The 18,102-nt window shown below is 44.1% G+C and carries 21 protein-coding genes, 1 tRNA gene and 1 pseudogene; 9 read left to right on the top strand and 14 right to left on the bottom strand.

What is annotated here, in order from left to right:
- Window positions 1-49 precede the first annotated feature (49 nt).
- Window positions 50-1,336: an MFS transporter gene (locus H1230_RS20510; protein WP_239711752.1), complete on the bottom strand. Its 1,287-nt coding sequence runs from the start codon at window positions 1,334-1,336 to the stop codon at window positions 50-52.
- Window positions 1,337-1,426: 90 nt separating this feature from the next.
- On the opposite strand from H1230_RS20510, the gene H1230_RS20515 reads away from it, so the two are divergent.
- On the top strand, window positions 1,427-2,902 hold the full coding sequence (locus H1230_RS20515) for an aminotransferase class I/II-fold pyridoxal phosphate-dependent enzyme (protein ID WP_239711753.1): 1,476 nt from the start codon (window positions 1,427-1,429) through the stop codon (window positions 2,900-2,902).
- A 214-nt stretch (window positions 2,903-3,116) separates the two neighbouring features.
- On the opposite strand, the gene H1230_RS20520 is transcribed toward H1230_RS20515, so the two are convergent.
- Both H1230_RS20520 and H1230_RS20525 read right to left on the bottom strand, forming a co-directional pair.
- Window positions 3,117-3,440 carry a DUF1292 domain-containing protein gene (locus H1230_RS20520; protein WP_154117550.1) on the bottom strand — a complete coding sequence of 108 codons (324 nt, stop codon included), beginning with the start codon at window positions 3,438-3,440 and terminating at the stop codon, window positions 3,117-3,119.
- A gap of 90 nt (window positions 3,441-3,530) precedes the next feature.
- Window positions 3,531-4,082, bottom strand: a complete 552-nt coding sequence (locus H1230_RS20525) for a copper amine oxidase N-terminal domain-containing protein (RefSeq protein WP_239717426.1) — start codon at window positions 4,080-4,082, stop codon at window positions 3,531-3,533.
- Window positions 4,083-4,288: 206 nt separating this feature from the next.
- On the opposite strand from H1230_RS20525, the gene H1230_RS20530 reads away from it, so the two are divergent.
- A complete protein-coding gene (locus H1230_RS20530; protein ID WP_239717428.1) occupies window positions 4,289-5,500 on the top strand; it encodes an MFS transporter in 1,212 nt (403 codons plus the stop codon).
- A 76-nt stretch (window positions 5,501-5,576) separates the two neighbouring features.
- On the opposite strand, the gene H1230_RS20535 is transcribed toward H1230_RS20530, so the two are convergent.
- From H1230_RS20535 to H1230_RS20555, 5 genes are all read right to left on the bottom strand, one after another.
- Window positions 5,577-5,816 carry a DUF3892 domain-containing protein gene (locus tag H1230_RS20535; protein WP_239711754.1) on the bottom strand — a complete coding sequence of 80 codons (240 nt, stop codon included), beginning with the start codon at window positions 5,814-5,816 and terminating at the stop codon, window positions 5,577-5,579.
- 90 nt (window positions 5,817-5,906) lie between these two features.
- Window positions 5,907-6,350, bottom strand: a complete 444-nt coding sequence (locus H1230_RS20540; protein WP_239711755.1) for a GNAT family N-acetyltransferase — start codon at window positions 6,348-6,350, stop codon at window positions 5,907-5,909.
- Between the two features lie 85 nt (window positions 6,351-6,435).
- The gene (locus tag H1230_RS20545; RefSeq protein ID WP_239711756.1) at window positions 6,436-6,654 is read right to left on the bottom strand and encodes a hypothetical protein; all 219 of its coding nucleotides are present in this window, start codon (window positions 6,652-6,654) and stop codon (window positions 6,436-6,438) included.
- 73 nt (window positions 6,655-6,727) lie between these two features.
- Window positions 6,728-7,774: a site-2 protease family protein gene (locus tag H1230_RS20550; RefSeq protein ID WP_239717430.1), complete on the bottom strand. Its 1,047-nt coding sequence runs from the start codon at window positions 7,772-7,774 to the stop codon at window positions 6,728-6,730.
- A 210-nt stretch (window positions 7,775-7,984) separates the two neighbouring features.
- Entirely contained in the window at window positions 7,985-8,950 is a 966-nt protein-coding gene (locus H1230_RS20555; RefSeq protein ID WP_239711757.1) for an aldo/keto reductase, read from the bottom strand.
- A 165-nt stretch (window positions 8,951-9,115) separates the two neighbouring features.
- On the opposite strand from H1230_RS20555, the gene H1230_RS20560 reads away from it, so the two are divergent.
- On the top strand, window positions 9,116-10,225 hold the full coding sequence (locus H1230_RS20560; protein WP_239711758.1) for an SDR family oxidoreductase: 1,110 nt from the start codon (window positions 9,116-9,118) through the stop codon (window positions 10,223-10,225).
- A gap of 125 nt (window positions 10,226-10,350) precedes the next feature.
- Here H1230_RS20560 and H1230_RS20565 read toward each other — a convergent pair whose 3' ends face one another.
- A complete protein-coding gene (locus H1230_RS20565) occupies window positions 10,351-10,731 on the bottom strand; it encodes a winged helix-turn-helix transcriptional regulator (RefSeq protein ID WP_239711759.1) in 381 nt (126 codons plus the stop codon).
- A gap of 148 nt (window positions 10,732-10,879) precedes the next feature.
- Between H1230_RS20565 and H1230_RS20570 the strand changes: the two genes are divergently transcribed.
- Genes H1230_RS20570 through H1230_RS20585 form a run of 4 tightly spaced genes read left to right on the top strand, consistent with a single transcriptional unit; the run spans window position 10,880 to window position 13,433 of the window.
- Entirely contained in the window at window positions 10,880-11,620 is a 741-nt protein-coding gene (locus H1230_RS20570) for a hypothetical protein (protein WP_239711760.1), read from the top strand.
- A 2-nt stretch (window positions 11,621-11,622) separates the two neighbouring features.
- On the top strand, window positions 11,623-12,000 hold the full coding sequence (locus H1230_RS20575) for a GntR family transcriptional regulator (RefSeq protein WP_239711761.1): 378 nt from the start codon (window positions 11,623-11,625) through the stop codon (window positions 11,998-12,000).
- Window position 12,001: 1 nt separating this feature from the next.
- A complete protein-coding gene (locus tag H1230_RS20580; protein WP_239711762.1) occupies window positions 12,002-12,691 on the top strand; it encodes an ATP-binding cassette domain-containing protein in 690 nt (229 codons plus the stop codon).
- 31 nt (window positions 12,692-12,722) lie between these two features.
- Window positions 12,723-13,433, top strand: a complete 711-nt coding sequence (locus H1230_RS20585) for a DUF4386 domain-containing protein (RefSeq protein WP_239711763.1) — start codon at window positions 12,723-12,725, stop codon at window positions 13,431-13,433.
- Window positions 13,434-13,497: 64 nt separating this feature from the next.
- On the opposite strand, the gene H1230_RS20590 is transcribed toward H1230_RS20585, so the two are convergent.
- Window positions 13,498-14,505 (bottom strand): NADP-dependent oxidoreductase, encoded by a 1,008-nt coding sequence (locus H1230_RS20590; RefSeq protein ID WP_239717432.1) that lies wholly within the window; start codon window positions 14,503-14,505, stop codon window positions 13,498-13,500.
- Window positions 14,506-14,651: 146 nt separating this feature from the next.
- Here H1230_RS20590 and H1230_RS20595 point away from each other — a divergent pair, with 146 nt between their 5' ends.
- Window positions 14,652-15,524, top strand: a complete 873-nt coding sequence (locus tag H1230_RS20595; RefSeq protein ID WP_239711764.1) for a GNAT family N-acetyltransferase — start codon at window positions 14,652-14,654, stop codon at window positions 15,522-15,524.
- Between the two features lie 55 nt (window positions 15,525-15,579).
- On the opposite strand, the gene H1230_RS20600 is transcribed toward H1230_RS20595, so the two are convergent.
- On the bottom strand, window positions 15,580-16,386 hold the full coding sequence (locus H1230_RS20600) for a class I SAM-dependent methyltransferase (protein ID WP_239711765.1): 807 nt from the start codon (window positions 16,384-16,386) through the stop codon (window positions 15,580-15,582).
- 158 nt (window positions 16,387-16,544) lie between these two features.
- Here H1230_RS20600 and H1230_RS20605 point away from each other — a divergent pair.
- A tRNA-Val gene (locus H1230_RS20605) sits at window positions 16,545-16,616 on the top strand.
- Window positions 16,617-16,735: 119 nt separating this feature from the next.
- On the opposite strand, the gene H1230_RS20610 is transcribed toward H1230_RS20605, so the two are convergent.
- The 3 genes and pseudogenes from H1230_RS20610 to H1230_RS20620 form a co-directional block, all read right to left on the bottom strand.
- A complete protein-coding gene (locus tag H1230_RS20610) occupies window positions 16,736-16,972 on the bottom strand; it encodes a hypothetical protein (protein WP_239711766.1) in 237 nt (78 codons plus the stop codon).
- Window positions 16,941-17,399: pseudogene (locus tag H1230_RS20615) on the bottom strand (ArpU family phage packaging/lysis transcriptional regulator); the annotation flags it as partial. The pseudogene H1230_RS20615 and the gene H1230_RS20610, both read right to left, overlap by 32 nt.
- A 505-nt stretch (window positions 17,400-17,904) precedes the next feature.
- Complete coding sequence (locus H1230_RS20620; protein ID WP_239711767.1) at window positions 17,905-18,081, bottom strand: nucleoside triphosphate pyrophosphohydrolase family protein; 177 nt, start codon at window positions 18,079-18,081, stop codon at window positions 17,905-17,907.
- Window positions 18,082-18,102: the final 21 nt, after the last annotated feature.

Genomic DNA, 18,102 nt, shown 5'->3' on the forward strand with positions numbered 1-18,102 from the left:
ATGTGTACCGGATACAATCCGGACACCAGCGGCTTTTGCCGTTGTTAGTTCAATTAGCGCTCAATTTCAGCTTTGTTCGGTGGACAATGAGCAGATGCAGCACGAACAGCAGCAGCATGACAAAAGCGCTGGCAAGAAAAGGTACACCATGTCCAACGGTATCCCATAGTTTACCCGACAACACGGGTCCCACGACCATACCTGAGCCTTGCAGGGTTAGAAATAAGCCCCATACGGTTCCCCGTTCTCCTTTAGGTACCTGCTTCGCCAAAAAGGCGTTCCAGGCCGGCAGGATAAGCGCATAGCTCACACCAACTAGTGCCACTGCGCAAAATGCCAGCGGCAGCCAACGAACTTGAGAGAACAAAGCTAGCGAAAATGCAGCAAGCAGGAAACCGATATTCAAGAACACAGTTGTTCCTATTCGGTCCACTAAACGTCCAGCTGGAATTAGCGTAAGAACCGTAATCCCTCCACCGGCGATCAGGAGCAGGCTGAATTGGTTCGGAGTAACATGAAGTTCAGTACGTGCGAATAAAGTAACTACAGGAGTCATGAGACCAATGGCAAAGGCCTGCAGAAATAACGCAGGGTATAGCAAACGACTAACCTTCAGTGACGTTCTAACCTGCTGCAGAGTTCTTTTGAGACTTCCCAGCGGACCTAGTGGCTTACGTTCTACTGCATCCCCCTCTGAACTACTATCCCGCACAACATGTGGTGTGTTATGTCCGATTCTTTTAGGCAGCAGCAAAGCAACCGCTACTACAGCTGCAGCGCAGAACAGCAGGAACAAAAAGACCATTCGGTAGCTCTGCCCACCATGATCCATCATGAAGTTCACAGTAATGGGGCCGATTCCTGTTCCAGCAAGCGAGGCCATTTCTACGGCACCCATCGCTGCACCGCTGCTGCCACTTTTGGTAGATCCAGCCAGCTCGGTTACACCCGTCATTACACAAGGCCACAGCGGAGAGGTGCCTATCCCTAAGATCAGGCACGCAGCTGAAAGCGACACTGCATCTTTAGCATAGATAATCATCCCCAAGGCCACCAGAATCAGCAGCAGAGCTCCTGTCATCGTCCAGCGGTAACCGATACGCTCCATAATCCAACCGGACGGACTGCGGAAGAGGTTGTCGCCCAAATATTGCAGTGCAAAGGCGAAGCCGACTACCGTAACCGACAAACCTAACATATTTTCCATATAGACCGGCAGCAACGCTACCAGAAGCGAACCTTTGACGAACTCAACCAAAAAAATGATGACCCACATCTCGACAATAAAAGGTGATGTCAAATTAATATGCATACGCTGTTGTACTTTGCCAGGCATTCCATCACATCCTAGTAATATGTTGATTGTTTTGTTATACTGATGCTTGCTTGAAAATTTGCGATTTACGAAAGGTTGTGACAGCATTAAATGAATCAACACCGTACTCCCCTCTTCACTGCTCTTAAACAGCATGCCGCCGGTAACCCAGTTCAATTCCATATTCCGGGGCATAAGAAGGGGCTAGGAACCGATGCCGAATTCCGTGAGTTTATCGGCGATAACGCTCTATCCATAGATCTGATCAATATCGCACCGCTTGACGATCTTCATCAGCCCACAGGCGTGATACTAGAAGCTCAGAAGCTGGCTGCGAAGGCTTTCGGCGCCGACTATACGTATTTCAGCGTACAGGGCACGAGCAATGCCATCATGACGATGATCCTCTCTGTTTGCTCACCGGGTGACAAAATTATTGTGCCGCGCAACATTCATAAATCAGTGATGTCGGCCATTATTTTCTCCGGAGCCAAGCCTGTGTTCGTCTCACCCGTACAGGATGAGAATCTCGGGATAGACCACGGCATAACCACCAGCTCGCTGGAACGGGCATTAAAGCGCCACCCGGATGCCAAGGGAGTTCTAGTCATTAATCCTACGTACTTTGGCGTTTGTGCCGACCTTCGTTCAATTGTGGAACTGGCTCACAACTACGACGTTCCCGTTCTGGTAGACGAGGCACATGGAGTACTGATTCATTTTCATGAGGATCTACCGACATCGGCCATGCAAGCCGGTGCGGATATGGCAGCAACCAGTGTACACAAGCTGGGCGGCTCCATGACGCAAAGCTCGGTACTGAATCTGAATGCTAAGACCGGTCTGATCAACCCACAGCGGGTGCAGACCATTATGAGCATGCTGACAACAACATCTACATCTTACATTTTACTGGCGTCTCTGGATACCTCCAGACGCAATCTTGCACTAAACGGACATGAGATGGCAGCGAGAACCATCGCTTTATCCAATTATGCTCGGGATACTATTAATAATATTGAAGGCCTGTACAGCTTTGGAAAAGAAATACTTGGCACTGAGGCAACCTTCGACATTGATCCTACAAAACTTAACATTCACGTGCGCCACTTGGGCATCACCGGTTATGAGACCGAAAACTGGCTGCGCGCGAAATACAATATCGAAGTAGAACTTAGTGATATGTATAACATTCTTTGCCTGATTACCCCAGGAGATACCCAGGATTCAGTAGATAAATTACTGGCTGCCTTGCGGGTCTTATCTGCTATTCATTACAGCAAAGGGGAAATCTACGAGATGAAGGTGCAGGTTCCGGAAATTCCACAACTGGCCCTTATTCCGAGAGACGCCTTCTATGCCGATACGCAGCTGATACCCTTCCGAGAATCAGCAGGTTACATCATCGCCGAATTCATCTACGTGTATCCACCAGGAATCCCGATTCTTCTGCCTGGTGAGATTATTACCCAAGATAATATTGACTATATCATAGACCATGTAGAGATTGGACTTCCAGTCAAAGGGCCTGAGGATCGCAGTATAACGAACATTAAAGTCATTGTGGAAGCAGACCCCATATCTTAATCTTCTTCCTTACTAAAATGTTATACAACCAAGAAGAAACGGCTTCGCCGTCCTTTTATGGACGGCACCCGCTTCTTCGAGAAATATATGGATAAGTTATTGTGTGTAACATATAAATCCCTATATTACAAGCAAAAACCCGATACTCTTATAGTATCGGGTTTTTGCTTGTAATATCAGCTATCCTAAGGATAACTTTATTCGTCACCGAAATCTATTCTTGCGTGGCAAGCAGCTCGTTGTACGCCTCTTCAACAGCTTTCCATTCAGCTTCGTCTTCGATATTGTACAATACCATTTCCTCATCTTCTTCTTCCATGCGCAGAATGATGCCATCAGCTTCAGGATTTTCGCGTTCCAGCAGCAGTGCGTATAATTTCTCGCCTACGTCGAACGTTTCCACCAGCACCATCTCTACATCTTCACCCTGCTCGTTCGTCAAGGTCAGCACAAACTCCTCGTGCTCATGGTCATGATCATGTCCGCAACCGCATGCTTCACCATGTTCATGGTCATGCTCATGTTTGTGATCGCTCATTGTAAAACCTCACTTTAATTGAATTATCCTACAAAGGGTATCGTATCATGCTTGATAAGTTCAGGTCAATTTGACAGTGCCACAAAATTCCTAATTAAGCGCAGTGATTACTTTCTCTGACACAAGTACGTAATCTCCGTTCTTTGACACCTTGATATAGAAGCCTACCCGATATTTACCGGAATCTTTGAAATCATACGTAATCTCCGAGCTTGAGAACCAGAAATCTTCCTTCTTCGTTCCTTCCATATCACGGGAATCGATATCCTTGATGTTCCCTGATGGATCGGTAATCGCAACTTTGACGGAAGAAATATCATCAGTCAGGCTGTCTACTTGGGACAACACCTTGAATTTGAGTTTGCCTACATTTACATTCCCAAAAACAGTATCACCCTTGAACAAAACAATTTGCACATTTGGCTTAAGAATGGTCACTTTTCCAGAACCATCCCAGCTCACAATCCCCCCTGCTTCTCTGGCAGGGATATAAGTCTTACCATCAATTAAATAACCGCCGTCCGAAATTTCTTTTCCGTTGCTCCATACTCTGATTTTCTGATTTACTGCATCCGCGAATAATAATGAGCTGCCCATGAGGGAAAACACGAGTACACACAGAGCAATTTTTTTCCATCTCATCATTTGAGACCCTCCAAGTAATTCATGCTGTTAATATATACTACCTTTCCTCCGCCAAGTTGCGCTGCATACAGGTAATAATTTCATTACACCGCTGCTGGGTTTAATAAAGTGCGCTTCATGCTACATAAACCTATTCATTATTGGACAGAAATGTTATGATCACACCTAAAAACACTGAAGTAGGGTGAATCCACTTGTCAAATGTGCTGCGTGATCGACGCTTGATTATATTACTTATAGCCAATATTTCCTCTTCCATAGGAACGGGTATTACAATGATCGCAGTACCATGGCTGCTTGTGAATCGAGAGAACGGAGAAGAACTCTATGGTTATGCTGCTTTGAGCGTGACGATCTTTCTATTCTTTCTGTCCCCTTATATCGGGGTATTGATAGACCGTTATTCCAGAAAGGCTATCCTTCTCCTGAATGAATGGGCTGGGATGCTAATTGTTGCTTGCTTTGCCATAGCTGGTTTTTCCACCGGAGAATTCCACACCTGGCATCTGATCGGGATATATATGGGAGGCACCTTGTATTACACGATCCATTATCCTGCACAGTTCGCTTTCAATCAGGAGATTTTTGAACGATCCCAATACCGCACTTTGAACAGTGTGATGGAAATACAGAGTCAGGTTGCTTCCATGGTTGCCGGTGGACTGGCCAGTCTTGTCATTGAGAGAACAGATTTGAGCATTCTGCTGCTTATTGATGCCACGACACATATCATAGGCCTTGTACTACTCTCAATCATTCCGTATGCCGCCTCAAATTCCAGAAGAACTGTAGTCAGAATATCGATGTTATCGGATATGATAGAAGGTTTTGCATATTTAAAGGTACGTCCTTTACTGGTCTTGTTCTATATCAGCTCTTTAATGCCGTTCATTGGTGTCATGGTAGGAAACTATCTTTGGCCGATCTATATCGCAAAAAGTTTACAGGCAGATGCAACTGTGCTGGGTTTAGCAGATATGATCTATGCTATTGGGGCGGTACTTGCCGGATTTACCATTCCACTTATGCTGAAAAAATGGGGGGCCTATGTTACGGTTTTCCTATCAGTTACTATTTTTACTATCGGTTTACTGATAGCGGCATGGACAACTGTTATTGTCATCTTCCTTGGTCTAAAAATATTGCTTGGATGGGGAAATTCCGGAGCACGGGTAGCCCGAAATACTATTATGATGGATCTGGTTCCAAATGCGCTAATCGGCCGAGTAAACAGTTTCTTTAGCGCTGTCGGAATGGGGATGAGGGTTGTACTGGTCAGCTTATTCACACAAAGCATTCACTATACAGGGGCTTCCATTTCGCTTACTATTGTGGGAATTCTTCTATTAGTTTCTATTCTCGGGGTGATAATGAGCCGCTCTATTATGCAACATGACTACTCTAGTCAGGGGTAATGCCTACAATTAAAAACCGGCCGGACATTCGCGTCTATAGACGCCTGTCCGGCCGGTTATATTCATTCCACCTATTCTAAAATAACGGCAGTTGGTCAAGGTTGTTCGTTGGATCTCCATCCGCGTCACCGCGAATATACAGTTCCCCGTCCCTGCCTTTAAAAACATTCACTCCGGCAATATGCCCTGCCTGTACCTCCTGAAGTGCCTGCTGGTAGTCAAGCACACGTCCTGAAGAGGTCTGGAAGCTTCTTAAATCTCCATCACCATTCTTCTGTGCCGCTATAAATCGTTCACGTTCGTTACTGGATTCCATATCGTTCGCCCCTTGCACTTGGATTTGCCCTCATGAGGCACATCATAGCTTGTGCAAAGGAAAGGTGGATTATGTGTATAGTTCTAATAATTAGAGAATTTTCTGCATCCGCACATGCAAAATTCCAGCATCATAGAAAGGCTCCGTAGAAATCACTTCATAACCCAATTTGGTGTAGAAGGTCTCCGCCTGACATTGACCGTCAAGAATGGACGCTTCCAAACCCAGCTCGCGGGCTAGTTCCTCCATCGCCAACAATAGGACACGTCCGTAACCCTTGACGCGATAATCTTTCAGCACGGCAATTCGCTGCATTTTGGCAGTGCCTGCTTTATAATAAATTAATCTGCCCGTAGCTACAGGGATTCCTTCATCCATGATTAGGAGATGATGCGCATTCGGGCCAATTACATCGTATTCGTCGATTTCCTCCTCAGCCGGTACCTTCTGTTCCTCAACAAACACCTTTTTCCGAATATCCAGACCCATTTGAAGCTGTTCATCTGTGATAACACGTACGATTTCCGCCGCCATGATTGCAAATCCCCTCTCTATGTATGAAACGATAGTTGACCTATTATACAGAATAATGGGTTAACTGTATAGGAAGGCAAGTAATCTACTCTGCAGAGTAGACCTCGTCTGGAATCGAGCGGCTATATACATCCTGCATAACTGGAGACTGGGGGCCGTATGGGCTCTGCAGGCCTCCATCCAAACTTGAGATTTGTCGCATCTCTATAACACCAGGTGTCTGCTTCACCATAGCGCAACCCGTTAACCACAGCAGCAGAAATAGTAGCGTAGAGACTGCTCCCCATTTCACTCTTGCACGCATGCTTAACACCCCTTCATCGTTGTCTGCCGTTGTTCTCACTACAGCTTTGACGATTCAGGAGTTTTTTAAAACCTTAGAGATTTACATTCCCCACCAAATGAACCAAATACATCATGCCCGCCAGGAAACCAGCCAACAGAAAATAGGCAGCGCCGTATTTCCAGCGTATGCTTGCCGGCACATCATAATACTTGTCGTTGTCAAAGGGAGTATACAGGATCTCGAGATGCATTCTGAGGTGAAGTCCATTCTCGAGCGTCACCTGTTCTAGACGGGTAATCCGCACCTTACTTATGATAGCTTGCTGCGTCAATACAGCTGTACCATTATAATCGAGTGTATCCCAGTTCACCTTAACATATTGCTGCCTGTGCAGATCACTATAGGTCGTAAAGGGCAAATCTCTTCTATGCTCCGGACCCGGAATCATGTATCCCACATCCTTCAGGTGCTCCACAGGAATCAAAAAGCCTTTGGACACAGAGGACAAGGTATTGCCCTGGCCCTTCTTACGCTGCATAATGTATTTTTTGTACAAATCGTAAGCAAACAACGCCCAGATGATAAAGAATAAAATGGAACGCAGATAGAGAATGACTGCTAAACCACCCACCAAACCCACTAGCCACAGCCAGCGGGTTACCGCTACAGCAATGCGTCCGCCGTCCAGCGGATGGATCGGCAGCAGGTTGAGCAAATTTAGCAGCAACCCGATATAAGCTAGAGAGTATAGCAGCGGGCTGTTAGTATAATAGGCCGCTGCAAAAACAGCTACAGCACCAATCGAACCCAGTATAGGGCCGCCAAAAGCAATATAGGCTTCACTTTCAGCATCAAGCGGCTGTCTTTTCATCGCGATCAGAGCACCGACAAAGGGAATAAACAAAGGGGCACTGACCGGAAGTCCCTTCTGTTTAGCTGCAATGACATGACCCAATTCATGAACAAGCAATAGCAGCACAATACCTACTGCGAACCCCCAAGGATAAATCAGGGCATAAGCCCATATGGAGATCATCATTGAAATTAGCGGGCCGGCGATTTTGCCGATTTTCAAGAGAGACAGGATTGCCTTTCCTTTAAGCAGGAGCATGGCAGCTCCGCCTCCCAACCATTTCATTGGTGTGGATGTATTTTTTTGCGGTTCTTTTTGCGGCAAGATCTTGAGCCCCTTTGACTAATGAATTTTTCTTTGAAGATAGCTCCTTCTATTTTACCATAACGGTCTGGGAAGTTCCTCTGGGCACCGATTCATGATCCATGAGAGAACAACAACAAGTCCGCTCTGGCAAGCAGAGCAGACAGGTTAAGAGACTATTATCAGGTGAAATCAGCCATGCTCCAAATAGTCAATTTGTCCAGGAGTTAATCTTACATCAAGCACTTCCATGGCTTCTTCAACCTGCTCCACCGAACTGCTTCCGATAATCGGCACAACTGGGAAGGGCTGACTGATTAAATAGCCAAGCACAACAGATGAAATCGAAATTTTCATTTGTCGTGATACTTCCATTACGCGTTCCATCCGTCCTCTGTTAACTTCATTATAGTAACTGTTTTTTAACGTATCCTTAAGGGATTCACTACCTCCGGCATGCAGTTTCTGAAAGAACCCCTTCGCTTGAGAAGTAAAGGCGAACATGCTGAGCCCCGTTTCTCTATAAAATTTCAATCCATCCTTATCCATGTTGACTGTTGTTGGATCAGAACCCGAATCTTCGTTCAGCTCGGCCAAGCTCCACTGGATCTGACTTGCAACAAAGCTGCGCAGCTCATGAGTGCTGGCATATTCTGCAGCAGCCCGAATCCGGTTAGGTCGCCAGTTGGAACAGCCAAAATAGCGGATTTTACCAGTATTAACTAAGGTATTCAGCGTGTTGAGAATTCCATCAACCGGAATGCTCTCATCATCACGATGAAGCCAATACAAATCAATAGTATCTATACCCAGACAATTCAAGCTCTCTTCGACATCAGACATAATATCCAGTTCCCCCAGGCGAGACACCTGCATCGCTGACATTTCCGGATGGGCTCCTTTAGTAGAAATCAAAACATCGTTCCGAAGACCTCTATGTCCCAGCCATTTCCCTACTGTGATTTCACTTTTCCCATGACCGTCAGGCAACCAATCGGCATAAACCCGTGCTGTGTCAATCCAGGTGCCTCCACCTTCAACAAACCGGTCCATGATCTGAAAAGAACGTTCTACACTGATGGCGCTTCCGAATTCGGCTGTACCCAGCGCCAACGGTGCAAATCGTAGATTAGACCCTGGCATTTCAGTAAGCTTCATATGAGTTCTCCACCTCTTCTGTTGAGAGTTATAAACTTCTTATAGCCATAATATAGCCTTACATGTGAAATATCCATGCGTCATTCGGGTCTTCATTACCTTCAGGTACCTATATAACCTCAAAGTGCGTACTTCTCAACCTGCACGACGTAGTGCACAATTACGATGAACCCAAGCACGAAGAGAGAAAGGGAGGTTGTTCCTGTGGGAGTTAATCAAGTTTCATCTAGGAAAACTGCACTTGTCGTCGGTGCCAATGGCGTTATCGGACGAAATCTGATTAACCATCTGGCAGAACTGCCCGATTGGACTATCATTGGCGTTTCTAGACGTGGCGGAACACCTTTCGGACGAGTACGATATATAGCGGTTGATCTGCTCGATGAAGTCAACACTCGTGAGAAACTAAGCAAACTAACGGAAGTTACTCATATTTTCTATGCCGCCTATCAAGACCGTCCCACCTGGGCTGAACTAGTCCCGCCTAACTTGGGCATGCTCGTAAACGTTGTTAACGCCATCGAACCCATTGCTGCCCACCTTCAGCACATCAGTCTAATGCAGGGTTACAAAGTATATGGTGCACACCTCGGGCCTTTCAAGACTCCAGCCCGGGAGACAGACGCCAACCACATGCCGCCCGAGTTCAACATTGACCAACAGCAATTTCTTGAACAGCGGCAGCGGGAAAGTAGTTGGACGTGGTCGGCACTCCGCCCTTCTGTGGTCTGCGGGTTTGCTTTAGGCAATCCTATGAACCTGGCGATGGTTATCGCAATTTACGCTTCGATCTCAAAAGAATTGGGCCTGCCGCTCCGCTTCCCCGGCAAACCAGGCGCATACAGCAGCCTACTGGAGATGACCGATGCTGGGTTATTAGCCAAAGCGACTGTTTGGGCAGCGACCGATACCCGCTGCGCGAATCAAGCATTCAACATCAACAACGGCGATCTTTTTCGTTGGAACGAGCTTTGGCCCAAGATAGCCTCTAACTTCGGTCTGGAGACCGCACCTCCGCTATCTATGTCTCTGGAAACAGTCATGGCAGACAAAGAACCTTTCTGGAAATCCATGGTAGAGAAGTATGAACTAGTGGACAACAGCTACAAGGATGTTTCCTCCTGGGGTTTCGGGGACTTCGTCTTTTCTTGGGATTACGACTTTTTCGCCGATGGTACGAAGGCTCGCCGCTTCGGCTTTCATGACTTCATTGATACGGAAACCATGTTCTTGAGCATCTTTGATGATCTGCGGCAACGTAAAGTGATCCCTTAAGGCAAAACCGAGCCAATCTCCAATAACCCGGAGATTGGCTCGGTTTTTAGCTTTTACGGCTATGAAATGTTGCCAGACTGTCTCATATGTGAGAAGCAACTTCTTTTGGGACAGCCACGCACTAATTAGGCCTCTCCAGTTTGTGGAGGTGCAGCCAACACCCTGGCCTGATTTCCATATACCCGTGTGATATGCGTTTCACCCCATCTGCACATGAGATGGAGAATTTCTTTCAGACTCATTCCATACTCCGTTAGTTCATACTCTACTTTCGGGGGCACCTGGTTGTAGGAGATTCGCATGATGACACCTTCCTCTTCAAGCTCACGCAGTTGCTGAGTCAGAACCTTCTGTGTAATTACCGGCATCAAGCTCAACAGTTCACCATTGCGCTTCTTGCCAACCGTTAAATGAAACAAAATGACCGGCTTCCACTTCCCGCCCATCACTTCAAGAGTTGCTTCCACAGCGGTGTTGTATGTTTTGCCCGGTTCCTGCTCCTGCATAGTGTTTATCAGGCCTCCTTTCCTTAAAGATACCTCCTCATACCCATGGGTGCAAGCTGGAGAATTACATGAAAAATTTCCTCTTTACATGACCCAATGACTTAGTGTACTATTGCATTAATACATTAGATCAAAGGGGATGAATGGGATGAGCACATGGGTAGCTTTATTAAAAAAAGATTTCAAATTAACAAGAACCATTTTTTTCGTTGGACTTGTCATTAATTTATTGTTTGTCATGTTGACGATGTATGTGGGGAAGATAGTAGATAATACATTGCTTATGTTCATTCCCTTAGGAGTTGCTATTGTTTTTCATATTTTCTATGTTCCGATTATGGTATTTATCAGTTTGAAAACAGAGGCCACTCAACTGCACTTATGGCTGCACAATCCCCAACCAGCTTCTAGATTGCTGCTTAGTAAAATAGTCAACGGGCTGATTATGGTAGTAATTTCATTATTAATGTTGTATGTGATGTCTGGATTGCTGATCGAACCCAAATCCAGCTTCATTGAACCGTATTGGACTGATATTTGGACCACGGGATTAATCATATTCCCCCATTTAATTATACTTTCTACAATGATCGGCGTTTGGGTGTTATTTCTTTGGACGCTATTTCAATTCTGCAAATTTAGAATCGGACGTTGGAGTTGGTTAGTAGTGATCGGGGCTATTATCATACCCAATTGGATAACATCCCTATTCGAATCCACTAACCTATATCGATTAGGTACAAACTGGGGCGGCTTCACGTATAATTTCCCTTCTTTTTCAATAGCCCCGATACAACTATATACAGGAGAATATCTCTATAACTTCATTATTATCATTGGATTATTTATTCTGACCGCATGGATTATTGACAACAAAGTTGAGGTGTAACGATGGATGAATTTAATGCTTCAAAGCCCATTTATCTGCAATTAGCAGATCGAATCAGTCGACAGATTGTAAGCAAAGAATTGAAAGCAGGTGAGAAGCTACCTTCTGTCCGGGATATGGGGATCAAATATAGCGTTAATCCAAACACAATTCAACGTACTTACAGTGAGCTGGAGCGTGAGGGTATTCTGGAAACGAAAAGAGGTCAAGGAACATTTGTTACGGAGCATGAAGAACGTTTGGTTCAACAACGTAATCAATTGCAACATGAGCAGATTCAGTTGTTCGTCCAGGTCATGCAGGAAATGGGATACAGCTCACAAGAAATCATTGCAGGGCTGAATGACTACTTAAACAAATTTGATGCAGGAGATGAGTAACGTGATTCAAATGACTAATGTTACGAAAAAGTATATGCACCAGTCCGCTCTTCACGAGATTTCATTAACGTTACCCATAGGTAAAATCATTGGCATTGTGGGTGAGAACGGTAGTGGGAAGTCCACCCTATTAAAGCTAATTTCCGGACTGGCGTATCCCACGACTGGGACTGTAACCGTAAATGGAGTGACTGCCAATCGAAGAATAAGCAAAGTCGTCTCTTATTTATCAGAGCTGGATACCTTTTATTATATGTTCACAGTAAGCCAAGCTATAGATTTCCAAGCTTCACAATTCCCTGACTTCAACCTTGCTAAAGCTGAAGAGATCATGAAGTTTATGCAGCTAGAACCTCAGATGAAAATCAAAAATCTCTCCAAAGGAAATCGCGCTCGATTAAAAATCATGCTTACTTTAGCGAGAGAAGTTCCCTATATTCTGATGGATGAACCCTTGTCCGGACTTGACCCGATGGTGCGAGAATCTATCGTGAAAGGGATGATTTCTTATATTGACTTGGAATCTCAGACACTAATCATGACGAGCCATGAGATTGCGGAAATTGAACCCTTACTAGACTGCTTCATTGCGATCAAAGGCGGAGCATTGCTTAAAATGGCTGATGTAGAGGAATTACATGAATCTGAGGGGCTAGGTATCGCAAGTTGGATGAAGAAAAATTATGTCTGATTCATATTTTTTCAAAAAAGGAGACAAACCCATGAACTTCTCACTTAAAATGAGCTCGAAAATTGTAGGCGTACTATTTATAGTTGCCGCGGTGGCGTCAGTAATAGGTCTTCTTTTATACGATCCAATCCTAAATGGTGCCGATTACCTGATTAGAGGTTCTGAACATGCCAATAAGGTGAAACTGGGAGCGATTTTCGAGTTGATTACTGTCGTTACAGTGATTGGTACAGCAACAACCATGTTTCCAATTCTCAGAAAATATAATGAAACTATTGCGCTATGGCATCTTTGCTTCAGGTTTCTTGAAGCGATTGCCATTACGGTGGGTATAATCAGCGTACTATCCCTATTGACCTTAAGCCAGGAATTCGGATCTGCAGGAGCCCTGGATCCCGCCTCTTTTCAAGCTTCAGGTACATTATTAAAAGCAGTGCATGATTGGACCGCTTGGCTTGGGCCTAGTTTCTTGCTAGGCATCAACACGATGATGTACAGTTATATATTTTATAAGTCTAAGCTCGTACACAGATTTATCCCCATCTTGGGTATGACAGGCGCGACACTTATTTTCCTACAAGCCTTGTTGGTCATGTTCGGTGTAATTGAACAATTTTCTGGTTGGGGTGCCCTTACAGCGCTACCGGTAGCAGCTAATGAAATAACTCTCGCAGTGTATCTCTTAGTCAAAGGATTCAATAAATCTGCCCTCGCATCCTTGTCTGCTATGGGTAGCCTATAGCAACGTTGAAAATGAATCATCCGTCCGTTTATTAGAGCGAGTTGGCATGAGAAGAGAAGGTTATTTATTGCAAAATTATTTTGACGATAACCTTGCCTTTTGCTCTTCCTGTTTCTACATATTCCATCGCCTGTTGTGTTTCTTCAAAACTAAAAACTCGATCTATTACTGGCTTTATTTTCCCATGTTCTATTAATTCCTTGATATATTCTAATTGAAGACCACTCGGCTTCATAAAAAGATAAGTATATTTTACGTTATATTGCTTCTCGAGAGCAGTCAGCTTTCGGCTTACAATCGATAATAATATTGTTTTCACAAAACCGGCCTGGGTGCTTCTGGCGAATTCGGCATTTGGCATTCCGGATACGGATACTATTTTTCCATAGGGCTTTAAGATTGAAAAAGACTTCTCGAGAGCGTCACCGCCCAATGTATCATAAACAGCATCATAGTCTGCCAATATTTCTTCAAACTTATCTTCTTTGTAATTTATGATTAGATCCGCCCCTAATGATTTGACTAAATCATAACCTTGTTCACTGACCGTAGTGGCCACAAAAGCTCCCATTTCCTTGGCAAGTTGGATAGCGAATGTTCCGACTCCCCCTGACCCGGCGTGTATGAGTATCTTCTGACCTTTCTTTAGTTCCAGAACCTCCGTTAAAGCTTGATAAGTAGTAAGGCCCACCAGTGGAATGGATGCCGCTTCTACAAAATCTAGATTACTTGGCTTTAGAGAAATATCTTCCTCGTGGATGGCAATATATTCGGCAAAGGTGCCGATTCGGTTTTTTCGCGGTCTGCCGTATATTTCATCTCCAATCTTAAATTTGGTAACTTGCGAACCCACCTTAACAATAGTTCCGGAGAAATCATTCCCTAAAATTAATGGCATAGCGAATTTCAAGAGTAACTTTACCTTGCCTTCTTTGATCTTAAAATCTATCGGATTAATGCTGGCCGCATGAATCTCTGCCAGAACATCCCGCTCACCAACCTCAGGTATCGGCATTTCTGCCAGTCTTAACGGCTTATTCTTGCCATATTTGTCTATAACCATTGCTCTCATCATTCAGGCCTCCCTTAACTGCAGCTATTTTCTAAAGAAATCACAAAGTGCTTAAGTCTTTCTAGGGTCTGTTTTAGTGTAAGATAATAAATATTTTCCGTTGCTGATCCTACTGCAAAGCATTGACTTCATGAGGAGGGCACCCGATGCAAAAATATCAAATTTCTAAAATGCAAGACTTTTCAAATCATCAGATCGAGCAAATCCGTTGGTTAGAACATCTATGCAAGACATCCGACAACTCAAGTTTAAGAGTGGGCATAGAAAGCCTTAAGGCGATAGATGGAGATGAGGCCTTCCTGTGCCAAATCGATAATCAGTTAATCGGTTTTCTCAGTTGGTATACTTCAGATGGTATAGAAGCTAATATCAATGGAATGGTCCACCCGGACTTTCGTCGCAAAGGGATATTTCACGGCCTACTGAATCATGCAGCATCAGATATGCAAATCCATGACATCCAAACTTGCCGCTTTAGGATACCCTCAAATTCCGAACCAGGCATTGATTGTATAAGGCATTTAGGGTCTACCCTAACAACGTCTGAATTCTCAATGATTCTGAATCGGTTACAAACTGTTGATCCACTTCGCTCCAGCTTAGTATTACGTTTAGAAGAAGATCAGGATTTAGAGTTCATGGTTACGTGTTCATCACAAGCCTTTGGTGATTCAGAAGCTTGGACCAGGAATTATTTTGCGCGTACAAGAGAAGCCGAACGGGTTAATTACATTGCTATGAATAGTACAGCCCCGATTGGCCTGATTAGAGTTAATTATGTTCAGACGGATACGGCTGTTATTCATGATTTTTGTGTACTTCCGTCATACCAAGGTAGAGGATACGGCCGTGAAATTCTTTCTGGGGTAGTTAAAATCTTGCTAGAACAGAAGTGCTCTCATGTTCGCCTAGGCGTAGTCACTCAAAATAGACGCGCGTTAAACCTGTATGAGTCGTTAGGGTTTGAGGTGTCTGCAGAGTCTCATTATTATGTAAGCTCATTTGCTGACCTCTGTTAAATAATTCAAAGCCCTTCCCGTTATGGGAAAGGCTCTTATATTTGGCCGCTCTCCCTCATCCCAAACCATGCGTCAAACCAAATAATGGGGTCAGTTGCACATCTAATTTATCAGCAATAAGAGTATAGAACTCAGGAAAACTTGGGTCTTGAGCATTCCTTATCTCTTCAAATGTGCGGATACATAACCCTTCGGCGGCCACTGAAGTTATAATATCACCGACTGTCCAACTCCGCGTCAAAACCTTACCTAATTCGGATCGTTCTTCTTCGGGAAGTAGCTTGGCGAACGCAATTTCGCCTTCTTTGATGTTATTATCAAAATAAATTCCTGTGGGATCCTGTAAATTTATAGTTGTCATCCACGTCCTGGCAAAAGGATGAAAGTCCGTTAACATCAACCGCCCCTTTGAATCTAACCTTCTGCTGACCACAGAAAAAATGGACCTTAAATCCGTAAAGTAATGCAAAATCCCAAACTCCATCAATACTATATCAAATTTTCCAAGAATCTCTTCATTGGGAATATTTAATACATCTGAACAGATATAGTTTAGTTTAACACCAGCCGCCGTCGCAACTTCGTTAGCGTACAAGCGATTTTCTTCTGAAATATCTACCACCGTAACCTCAGCACCCAATAGTGCTAAACAAATCGCTTTCCTACCGTGCGAACCAAGCAGGTTAAGTACTTTCTTGCCTGATGGATCACCCATGTACTTCAACCAATAACGCAAAGGCTGTCTAGGGTCCATCTGCAATTTTTGAGCAAGTTCATTAGGTGTTCCGTGATGTCGTACCCAAGCCTGATACGCTTTCGTTTCCCATGCAGCCTTATTCGTACGTGCTAATTGTTCTTGCATATAGTCCCCCTAGAAAAATATGGTAGTTTCCACTTGTCTAAGTTTACAAATAGTGGACTGGATTTTCAATGGTTTTTAACTGTTTAAGAGAAATGTACTAGTTCCCGAAAAAAATATTGCTAATCCCTCACATCCTATGGTATTATAAATTTCGTTGCAGGACGGTAGCTCAGCGGGAGAGCACTATCTTGACAGGGTAGGGGTCATGGGTTCGAATCCCATCCGTCCTATATGATTTAACGAAAAAAAGCCTTGTATATCAAGGCTTTTTTTTATTTTCTTCAAATGAGCTATTCTATTAAAAATACCACTGATACGAATTTGATACGAATCGCTTTATATTCTCGTATCAGTTTAATTGATCCTCTGGGAAGATATCATCTTTTCTACCCTCCAGCCAATTCCTGAATACTGCTTTACTGATATATAATTCCCTTCCTGCTTTTGCAACATGAAATGGTGCATCCCCTAAGAACTCATACAATTTAGCTTGACTCAATTTCATTATTTCCTTTACATGCTTCGGGCGGAGTGTCATCGGGAAGCTTTGCCAGTTAAGTTCTTGATTCTCCGTTGTCTCTTGCAATATTTTCGCCCTCCTCCTTACTTGCTATTTCCACTACCAAATTCAGTTCTAGCGCTAATTTATAAAAAGCTCTCCATCTAATTTTGATGTATGTGGGTGCGCTTATCTGTGGCTTAAAAGAAAAGTTATAGACTTTCTGATCTGTGATGTAATCATGTTCGGTTGTCATATAACGCTCTTTGATCAGGAATCCTTCCATCTTCGGCATGCGACCAACCACCCGTTCGATCCGATAACAGAAGCTAATGCGTTGAGCTTGGGTATCCACATTAAAGATAGATATGTTTGCTGTCTGGTCACTACTGGTTCCGGTGAAGCCCTTCGGAGAGTCCGACCAGGCTGCAGTTGTTGTTGCCTCCCGTTCCTCGAAGGAAAGGAACTTGTATATCCTATATTTTTCTAGAGCCGCCTCAACAGCCGCGTGCGTTCCCTTTCTATCTCTGGCAGAAAGCTTTGTTGCACTTTATAATTGCTCCCCTCGAATTTGGGTTTATATTCTGCCATGCTTATAAAATAGGATTAGTGCAGCAAGTAGTGCTATCTGGCCCTGTAGCTACTCCGGCAGCGAAACTCAATAAGTTGATCATTGCTTTCCCCTATAGCCGTTATATTTTCGTACTGCGAAGTAATGATAAGATTATTAAAGTAACTATCCAAAATTTAAGAAAAATGCTAACCTATTGATATCTTGTAGTTAATACGGAGGAGTTAATTTGCACAGAAAGAAGTATCTTACGCTCTTACCACCATTCTCCATTCTGGCTATCATCTTATCCATCACACTTCCGTACGAAAAAAGATATTATTCCTTTCTCGCTCTATTTGCTTTTTGCGTTACATATCACATTTGGATTTATATTGAGAAGAAAAAGAAACACCACCAGTAGGATTTGCTACGCTAAATGAGTCCACTGCGTCTTAAATACTTTCACTCATATGACCTTTCCTCCGTGCCATTGTGGCCGTCTGGCGTTGTAAGCCATCTTCTCGGTAACGGCTTGTTCCAAATCAATGCCATACCGCCCGCAGGCATCCATTACCCGAATCACGATGTCAGCCAGCTCTGATGGAATGCCGCATGGTTTCCGATCTGGATTTTTTTCAGTCAAGCTGACGCGCTTTGTCTCGTA

The sequence above is a fragment of the Paenibacillus sp. 19GGS1-52 genome (assembly GCF_022369515.1).
In the GTDB taxonomy this organism is placed as follows: Bacteria; Bacillota; Bacilli; order Paenibacillales; family Paenibacillaceae; genus Paenibacillus_AQ.